At 64.1% G+C, this 8,479-nt stretch carries 8 protein-coding genes; 2 read left to right on the top strand and 6 right to left on the bottom strand.

Features of this window, described 5'->3' with window-relative positions:
* From ACK5L9_RS07880 to ACK5L9_RS07870, 3 genes are all read right to left on the bottom strand, one after another.
* Positions 1–401, bottom strand: a 401-nt coding sequence (locus ACK5L9_RS07880; RefSeq protein ID WP_416910921.1) for an HAS-barrel domain-containing protein, incomplete at its 3' end; no start/stop codon positions are given.
* Positions 401–967: a F0F1 ATP synthase subunit delta gene (locus tag ACK5L9_RS07875; protein WP_416910920.1), complete on the bottom strand. Its 567-nt coding sequence runs from the start codon at positions 965–967 to the stop codon at positions 401–403. The genes ACK5L9_RS07880 and ACK5L9_RS07875, both read right to left, overlap by 1 nt.
* A 307-nt stretch (positions 968–1,274) precedes the next feature.
* Positions 1,275–2,048 carry a class I SAM-dependent methyltransferase gene (locus ACK5L9_RS07870; RefSeq protein WP_416910919.1) on the bottom strand — a complete coding sequence of 258 codons (774 nt, stop codon included), beginning with the start codon at positions 2,046–2,048 and terminating at the stop codon, positions 1,275–1,277.
* Between the two features lie 57 nt (positions 2,049–2,105).
* Between ACK5L9_RS07870 and gloB the strand changes: the two genes are divergently transcribed.
* Together gloB and clpA are read left to right on the top strand one after the other, a co-directional pair.
* Entirely contained in the window at positions 2,106–2,852 is a 747-nt protein-coding gene (gene gloB, locus ACK5L9_RS07865) for a hydroxyacylglutathione hydrolase (RefSeq protein WP_416910918.1), read from the top strand.
* A gap of 221 nt (positions 2,853–3,073) precedes the next feature.
* On the top strand, positions 3,074–5,398 hold the full coding sequence (clpA, locus tag ACK5L9_RS07860; RefSeq protein ID WP_416910917.1) for an ATP-dependent Clp protease ATP-binding subunit ClpA: 2,325 nt from the start codon (positions 3,074–3,076) through the stop codon (positions 5,396–5,398).
* Positions 5,399–5,568: 170 nt separating this feature from the next.
* On the opposite strand, the gene ACK5L9_RS07855 is transcribed toward clpA, so the two are convergent.
* The 3 genes from ACK5L9_RS07855 to ACK5L9_RS07845 form a co-directional block, all read right to left on the bottom strand.
* Positions 5,569–6,606 carry an aminotransferase class IV gene (locus tag ACK5L9_RS07855; RefSeq protein WP_416910916.1) on the bottom strand — a complete coding sequence of 346 codons (1,038 nt, stop codon included), beginning with the start codon at positions 6,604–6,606 and terminating at the stop codon, positions 5,569–5,571.
* Positions 6,573–7,697, bottom strand: coding sequence for an aminodeoxychorismate synthase component I (locus ACK5L9_RS07850; protein ID WP_416910915.1), 1,125 nt, complete (start codon positions 7,695–7,697; stop codon positions 6,573–6,575). Before ACK5L9_RS07850 ends, ACK5L9_RS07855 begins: the two co-directional genes overlap by 34 nt.
* Positions 7,694–8,479: TRCF domain-containing protein (locus ACK5L9_RS07845; protein WP_416910914.1), on the bottom strand; the 786-nt coding region annotated here is incomplete at its 5' end. The genes ACK5L9_RS07850 and ACK5L9_RS07845, both read right to left, overlap by 4 nt.

Below are 8,479 nucleotides of genomic sequence, written 5' to 3'. Positions count from 1 at the left end.
GGCGCTTTCACGTCCGAGACGCGGCGCTCGGCTGCTTCGATCGGACCCTTGCCGTCGATCGGGTTGCCAAGCGCGTCCACGACGCGGCCCAGCAGCGCCTTGCCCACCGGCACGTCCACGATGGCACGGGTCCGCTTGACGGTGTCGCCTTCCTTGATCGAACGGTCGTCGCCAAAGATCACGATGCCGACATTGTCGGTTTCAAGGTTCAGCACCATGCCCCGGACACCGCCCGGAAATTCGACCATCTCACCGGCCTGCACCTTGTCCAGACCATAGACACGGGCGATACCGTCGCCGACAGACAGCACCTGGCCGACCTCGGCCACCTCGGCCTCCTGACCGAAATTCTTGATCTGATCCTTGAGGATCGCCGAAATTTCGGCTGCCTGGATTCCCATTATCCGACCTCTTTCATAGCATTCTGGAGGGAGGCGAGCTTCGAGCGGACCGAAGAATCGATCATCTGCGAGCCCAGCTTGACAATCATCCCGCCGATGAGGCCCTCATCGACGCGGGTGTTCAGTTTGACCTTCTTGCCCGATTTCTCGGCCAGCGTCTGCGTCAGGCGCTGTTGCTGTTCGTCGGTCAGTGCGACGGCGCTGGTCACATCGGCAGTGATCTCGCCGCGCTCGGTGGCGATCAGTGCCTGCAACCGGCGCACCAGATGCGGCAGCACGAACAGACGGCGATTCTGGGCCATCAGCTTCAGGGTGTTCGACAGCGTGGCCGACAGCCCCATCCTTTCGGCCAGCGCGGCAATCGCATTGCCCTGCTGCGCGCGGGAATAGATGGGTGAATTGATCAGGTCGCGCAGTTCGGCGCTGTCATGCAGCGCGGCGCCCAGATCGTCGGTCTGGCGGGCCAGATCGTCCAGCCCTCCTTGTTCTTTCACGATGTCGAAGACGGCCTGCGCATAGCGCCCGGCGATGCTCTGGGACATTGAAACAGAGTTGGCCACGGTCATCCTTTACGGTTTGCGCAATTCCGCGTTCGGGCCGAAGCAGCTTCGGTCTGGCGCGGGACGGCGGGTCGCAGTCGAACGGCGGTTGGAGGGCCGTCCGGAAATCTGCGGCGTCTCTATCAGGTGATTTCGCCTGCGGCAACCGGGAAGCACACGGAAATGAGAGCCTTGCCCGCCTTTCAGCGCGGGCGCGGGGGCATGCGGGCGACCCGATGTCGCGGATCAGAGGCGCCGGGCCAGGGGCCGGGGTCGGGACGCCGGTGATTCTCGGGCCATGCGCGACCGGATTCGCCCCCCCCGGCCGGGGGGATCAGGGCCGGCGCTGCGCGGCGCTGGCCCGGCCCGGACGCGGAATGCCCACGCCGTCCAGAATATCCAGCGGATTTGGCACATGCACCTTGACCCCCGGCCCAACCGGCGCACGCACCTGCTTGGACAATTCGACCAGCACCACGCCCGCAATCAGCATCCGGCTGATGCGCAGGCCGGTGCGTTCCCACATCTGCGCACTGCGCAACCAGAAGCGGCGATCCGAAGGCGGGATATAGACGGCCGAGCCCTGCCCCTCGGTCACGAACCCCGCCGCGCGCGTCTGCGCCTCAAGCTGGCGCGCGGTATAGCTGCGCCCGAACCCGAATGGCGTGCGGTCCGACGCGGCCCACAGCCCTGCCCGGTTCGGCACCATGACAACCATCCGCCCCCCCGGACCCAGGGCGCGCCAGGTTTCGGCCAGCAGGGCGGCAGGGTGGTCGCTGGTCTCAAGCCCGTGCAGCATCACCAGCCGGTCGATGCTGCCGGTTTCCAGCGGCCATGCGGTTTCATCGCACAGAACGGTGTGATTGCGCATCCCGGCGGGCCAGGCCATTCCCCCCTGCGGTCCGGGCATCAGCGCAATCACCCGGCGCGCCGCCGCCAGATAGGGCCGCAGCATCGGCGCGGCAAAGCCGAAGCCGACGACGTTCATGCCGGTACAGCTTTCGGGTCGCCAATGTTCCGTCAGCCGGTCGCGCAGGATACGCTGCACCACCCGGCCAAGTGCCCGCTGGTAATAGAACCGCCTCAGATCGTCTATATCGTGATGCATTGCGCCCCGGCCCGCATTTTGCAAATCTGACCACAGCACAGAGGGAAGGATTTGCCAATGCCGCTGCAACTGGTAACGCTGCGCTGCCTGCAGGACAATTACGCCTATCTGCTGCACGGTCCCGCCGGAACCGCGCTGATCGACGCCCCCGAAGCCGCCCCGATTCTGGCCGAACTGGCGGCGCGCGGATGGGGGCTGGACACGATCCTGCTGACCCATCATCACGGCGATCACATTGAAGGCGTGGCCGAAATCGTCGCGGCCACCGGGGCCGGCGTCATCGGCAATGCCGCCGACGCCCACCGTCTGCCGCATCTGGACCGCGCCGTTACCGCCGGCGAAACCCCCGAGATTCTGGGCGAGATGGCGCAGGTCATCGATGTGTCGGGCCATACGGTCGGCCATGTGGCCTATCATTTTCCCGCCTCGGGCCTTGCCTTTACAGCCGACAGCCTGATGGCCCTTGGCTGTGGCCGCCTGTTCGAGGGCGACGCCGCGATGATGTGGGACAGCCTGTCGCGCCTGAACGCCCTGCCGCCGGACACGCTGATCTGCTCGGGGCACGATTATTGCGCGGCGAACGGTGCCTTCGCCCTGTCAGTCGATCCCGGCAATGCGGCACTGAAAGCCCGGCTGCAAGCCACCGCCGACAGCACGCAACCCTGCGCCCCGGCGACATTGCAGATGGAACGCGACACCAACCCGTTCCTGCGCGTTGCCGACCTGCGCGAGAGGCTGGGAATGAGCGCCGCCCCCGATGCCGAGGTCTTCGCCCGATTGCGCGGCATGAAGGACAAGTTCTGACCTTTTGGCCAGAATATCACAGGCAGGTTATCCGGGCCAGACACTTGAAATCCGCCCTTTTCGTGTTCACATCTGCATCAGCCGCAACAAAATGCGGGCATTCAGCAAAAAACAGCTTGAAGCCAGACGGATTCCACCAAATCTTAACTATATGATGACAGTCTGGGCAGGTGGGCCGCATATATGGTCCATACCGCCAGCCGACTGACAGGAGACGACCCGTGCCAAGTTTCTCGACATCTTTGGAACAGGCCATTCATCAGGCGCTTGCCCTGGCCAATGAACATCGACATGAACTGGCAACGCTGGAACATCTGTTGCTGGCGCTGACCGACGAACCCGACGCCGTCAAGGTGATGCGCGCCTGCAATGTCGATCTGGACGAATTGCGCAAGCTGCTGATCGACTTTATCGAGGACGATCTTTCCACGCTGATCACTGATGTCGAAGGGTCCGAGGCCGTTCCGACCGCCGCCTTCCAGCGGGTGATCCAGCGCGCCGCGATCCATGTCCAGAGTTCGGGCCGGCAAGAGGTGACGGGCGCGAATGTGCTGGTCGCGATTTTTGCCGAAAGGGAATCAAACGCCGCCTTCTTCCTGCAGGAAATGGACATGACCCGCTATGACGCGGTGAATTTCATCGCGCATGGCGTGGCCAAGAACCCCTCGTTCAACGAAAACCGCAAGGTCGTCGGCTCGGATGAACCGGTCGAGGCCAAGCCCGCCGAACCCGCGCAAGAGACCAAGGAAGAAACCGCGCTGTCGAAATATTGCGTGGATCTGAACGCCAAGTCGAAAAAGGGCGATGTCGATCCGCTGATCGGCCGCGAGGACGAGGTGCAGCGCTGCATCCAGGTGCTGTGCCGCCGCCGCAAGAACAACCCCTTGCTGGTGGGCGATCCGGGCGTAGGCAAGACCGCCATTGCCGAAGGTCTGGCCAAGAAGATCGTCGAGGGCCAGACCCCCGACGTGCTGGCCGGTGCCACGATTTTTTCGCTGGACATGGGCGCATTGCTGGCCGGAACCCGCTATCGCGGCGATTTCGAAGAACGACTGAAAGCGGTGGTCAAGGAACTGGAAAACCACGAGGACGCGATCCTGTTCATCGACGAAATCCACACGGTGATCGGCGCGGGCGCGACCTCGGGCGGGGCGATGGATGCCAGCAACCTGCTGAAGCCGGCGCTGGCTGGCGGCAAGATGCGCTGCATGGGTTCGACCACCTACAAGGAATACCGCCAGCATTTCGAAAAGGACCGCGCGCTTAGCCGCCGGTTCCAGAAAATCGACGTGAACGAACCCTCGGTCGCGGATTCGATCAAGATCCTGATGGGGTTGAAACCGCATTTCGAAAAGCATCACGACCTGCGCTATACCAATGACGCGATCAAGTCGGCGGTGGAACTGGCCAGCCGCTATATCAACGACCGCAAACTGCCCGACAGCGCCATCGACGTGATCGACGAGGCCGGGGCCGCGCAGCATCTGGTCAGCGAAAGCAAACGCCGCAAGACCATCGGCCCGAAAGAAATCGAAACCGTTGTCGCCAAGATCGCCCGCATTCCGCCCAAGAATGTCAGCAAGGACGATACCGAGATACTGCGCGATCTGGAAAAGACGCTGAAACGCGTGGTCTTTGGTCAGGACAATGCCATCGATTCGCTGTCCTCGGCGATCAAGCTGGCCCGCGCGGGCCTGCGCGAACCCGAAAAGCCCATCGGTAACTATCTGTTCTCTGGCCCGACCGGCGTGGGCAAGACCGAGGTCGCCAAACAGCTTGCCAGCACGCTTGGGGTTGAACTCTTGCGCTTTGACATGTCGGAATACATGGAAAAGCATGCGGTCAGCCGGATGATCGGCGCGCCCCCGGGCTATGTCGGGTTCGATCAGGGCGGGTTGCTGACCGATGGCGTCGATCAGCATCCGCATTGCGTGCTGCTGCTGGACGAGATCGAAAAGGCCCACCCGGATGTCTATAACATCCTGTTGCAGGTGATGGATCACGGCAAGCTGACCGACCATAACGGCCGACAGGTGGATTTCCGCAATGTGATCCTGATCATGACCTCGAATGCCGGGGCCGCCGATCAGGCGAAGGCCGCCATCGGCTTTGGCCGCGAACGCCGCGAGGGCGAGGATACCGAGGCGATCGAACGCACGTTCACCCCGGAATTCCGCAACCGTCTGGACGCGGTGATCAGCTTTGCGCCGCTGTCGCGCGAAACCGTGGTTCATGTCGTCGAAAAATTCGTCCTGCAACTGGAAGCGCAGCTTCTGGACCGCAATGTCCATATCGAACTGACCTCCGAGGCGGCGAACTGGCTGGCCGAAAAGGGCTATGACGACCGGATGGGCGCCCGCCCGCTGGCCCGCGTCATCCAGGAGAACATCAAGAAACCTCTGGCCGAGGAATTGCTGTTCGGACGGTTGCAGAAAGGCGGTGTGGTCCGGGTCAAGATCGCGGACGGCAAGCCCGCCTTTGACATCACCGGTCCCGATGCCCCCCGCATCGGCAAATCGAAAACGCCGCTGCTGACGGCCGACTGACCGCAAACCACACCAATCAACCGGAAAACGCCCCGCAGCCCTGTGCAGCGGGGCGTTTTCTGATAGCCTGACGACTTTCTTCTGATTATGTTGCAGGCTATAACCATTTGATTTTATGCTGATACTGCGCCAATTTGATGATCAAACTGGCTTCCGTCAGCTATAGCAGCTCAGCGCCGGGGCAGAAGATCAAGACACTCGCCCTGCCCCATTCCCAGCCGCTGCCGGGCCTCGGGCACGGACAGCCAGTGCAGGCGAAACCGGATCGGGACGGCACCGTTCGAAGCATGAGCCTCGGCATGAAGCCAGCTTTCGGGCAGATCAGCGGGCAGGATCGCGTGGAAATAGCTGCGGCACCACAAGCGGGCGTGCCGGTCCGTGAACCACCGGTCGGCAAGGTGGCACAGCGTCGGGGCCGCGATGCCGGTTTCTTCAAGAAGTTCGCGGGCAGCGGCAATGGCGGGCGTTTCGTCCGGCTCGACCGTGCCACCGGGAACCTGCAACGGGACATCGGGAAAATCCGGCTCGTCAAAGACCAGAAGTCCGCGCGCCGAGGTGGCATAAATCAGAACCTTGCGCCCCGCCTGAACCCGCGCCGGGATCAGGCCGCGCAAGGAATTGCCCATGAACAGCGCGCCATCCGCCAGATCGGCGGGGCGCAGCACCGCCTCGCGCGCGCGGCCCGATTGCAGCAGTTCCTGACGCAGCACGCCCGGCAAAAGGCCGCAGTCAAGGGGCGGCGTCAGCAGCATGTCGCCGCGCCGCGCGAACAGATTGGTGATGCTTCCCTCGCAGATTTCGCCGCGTTCGTTCAGCAAAATCGCCTCGTCGGCTTCGGCAGGCAGGTGCGCGCGCGCGGCGTCATGGGCGGGCCGGTGCGAAGTCTTGATCCGCAGCCAGGGATCGGCGCTGTCCAGGCGTTGACCCGCGATCACCACGCACCATTCGGGCGACCCCGGCGGCAAGGGTTGATGCGTCACCGCCACCTGCCCGCCCGCATCCACCGTCAGCCGGACCCGCAGGATCTGCGCGCGCGGCAGTCCCGTCAGCGCGCGATCCACCTGCGCCATATCGGGCTGAAACCCCACGGCGGCGCAATCGCGCCGCAGCCGTTCCCGATGCAGGGGCCAGCGCAGCACGCACCCGGCCTCGGCCCGCATGGTTTCAAAGACCGTCAACCCGGCGGGCGCAGAAAGGCGGATTTGCACAGGGCTTCCTCCCATTCGGAACCGGCGCGGCTGTCATGTGTGATGCCGCCCCCGACATTCAGCGACAACCGCCCCGGCGTTTCGATCACCGGCGTACGGATCGCCACTGAAAAGCGCATCGGCCCCGCCGGATCGACCCAGCCGATGGCCCCGCAATAAACGCCACGCGCCGCCGCCTCAAGTTCGGCGATGATCTGCATGGCGCGGATTTTCGGCGCACCGGTGATCGAACCGCAGGGGAACAGCGCGCGCAGGATCTCGGCCAACCCTGTGTCCGGCGACAGGCGCCCCGTCACGGTCGAGGTCATCTGATGCAGCGTGGCATAGGTCTCGACCCTGAACAGATGCGGCACGCGGACACTGCCGGGAACACAAACGCGGGATATGTCGTTGCGCAGCAAATCGACGATCATCAGGTTTTCCGCCCTGTCCTTTTCCGAAGCCGCCAGCGCCGCCGCCACCTCTGCGTCCTGTTCGGGCAAAGCCGCGCGCGCGGCGGTACCCTTCATCGGGCGCGTGCGGATAGCGCCCTCGGCATCGACGGCAAAGAACAGTTCGGGGCTGCGCGACAGGACGACGGGCCCGCCCAGATCGACAAAGGCCCCCTCGCCCACCGGCTGACGTGCCATCAGAGCGGCATGGATCGCAAGCGGATCGCCCGTGATGGCGGCCTCCATCGGAAAGGTCAGGTTGACCTGATAACAATCGCCCGCCCGGATATAGCGATGCACCGTCGCAATCGCCCGATCATAGCGGTCGCGCGGCCACAGGGGCCGGGGCGCGCCAATATCGGCCCCGGCCGGATCCGGCAGCGCGGGCGCAGGGCGCGGCGAAGCATCGAACACGCCCATCAGGATCAGTGGCACCTGCCGGACCGCGGGCATCAGCGGGGCCAGTTTCGGGATCAGCGCATAGCCCAGTTCATAGCTGAAATACCCCGCCAGCCAGCATCCGCGCGCCTGTGCCGCCTGCATCGCCGCCAGCGCCGGGATCACCCCGGCGGGCGTATCGGCGCGGATCACCTGCTGCGGCGCGGCGAACAGGGTGCCGCCCGGCAGCGGCCCGCGATCAAAGCGAACCTGCCCGGTCACTTTGCAGCCTTGACCTTGGCGGCCAGATCACGGGCGATGCCGAATGCCCCCTTGATGCGGTCGGCATCGGCGGTCCAGTCGCGGCGGATGACGATCTTGTTGCCCTCGACTCTGGCCTGCCCGCGCTGATCGGTCAGAAACTCGACCAGACCGGCGGGGTTGGGAAACTTGTCGTCATGGAACTGCACCGTCGCACCCTTTGGTCCCGCATCCAGCCGGGCGATATTGGCACGCTTGGCCATGGCCTTGATGCGGATGACCAGCAGTAGCGTGTTCACCTCGCGCGGCAATTTGCCGAAACGGTCGATCAGCTCGGCGGCAAAACCCTCAAGTTCGACCTTGGTGGTCAGCTCGGCCAGACGGCGATAGAGGCCAAGCCGCACGTCCAGGTCGGGGATATAGCTTTCGGGAATGACCACCGGCACGCCAAGGTTAAGCTGGGGTGCCCATTCATCCTCGGGGGTGCCCTCGATCTCGCCCGATTTCAGCTTGGCGATGGTTTCCTCAAGCATGGCCTGATACAGTTCAAACCCCACCTCCTTGATATGGCCGGATTGTTCCTCGCCCAGAAGGTTGCCCGCCCCGCGCAGATCCAGATCCTGCGAGGCCAGGTTGAAGCCCGCGCCAAGGCTGTCAATGGCACCCAGAAATTTCAGCCGCCGCATGGCCTGAGGCGTCAGCGGGCTGCGCGGTTTCGTCGTCAGATAGCAATAGGCACGGGTCTTGGAACGCCCGACCCGGCCCCGGATCTGGTAAAGCTGCGCCAGCCCGAACATGTCGGC

The organism is Paracoccus sp. (in: a-proteobacteria), assembly GCF_047973135.1.
Taxonomy (GTDB): Bacteria; Pseudomonadota; Alphaproteobacteria; order Rhodobacterales; family Rhodobacteraceae; genus Paracoccus.
Note: the sequence above shows the minus strand (reverse complement) of the source record. Positions and strands in the feature narration are given on the sequence as shown.

Bases quoted from the DNA above. Each gene is read 5' to 3' on its own strand.
- ACK5L9_RS07875 (WP_416910920.1), bottom strand. From the start codon at position 967: ATGACCGTGGCCAACTCTGTTTCAATGTCCCAGAGCATCGCCGGGCGC.
- ACK5L9_RS07870 (WP_416910919.1), bottom strand. From the start codon at position 2,048: ATGCATCACGATATAGACGATCTGAGGCGGTTCTATTACCAGCGGGCA.
- gloB (WP_416910918.1), top strand. From the start codon at position 2,106: ATGCCGCTGCAACTGGTAACGCTGCGCTGCCTGCAGGACAATTACGCC.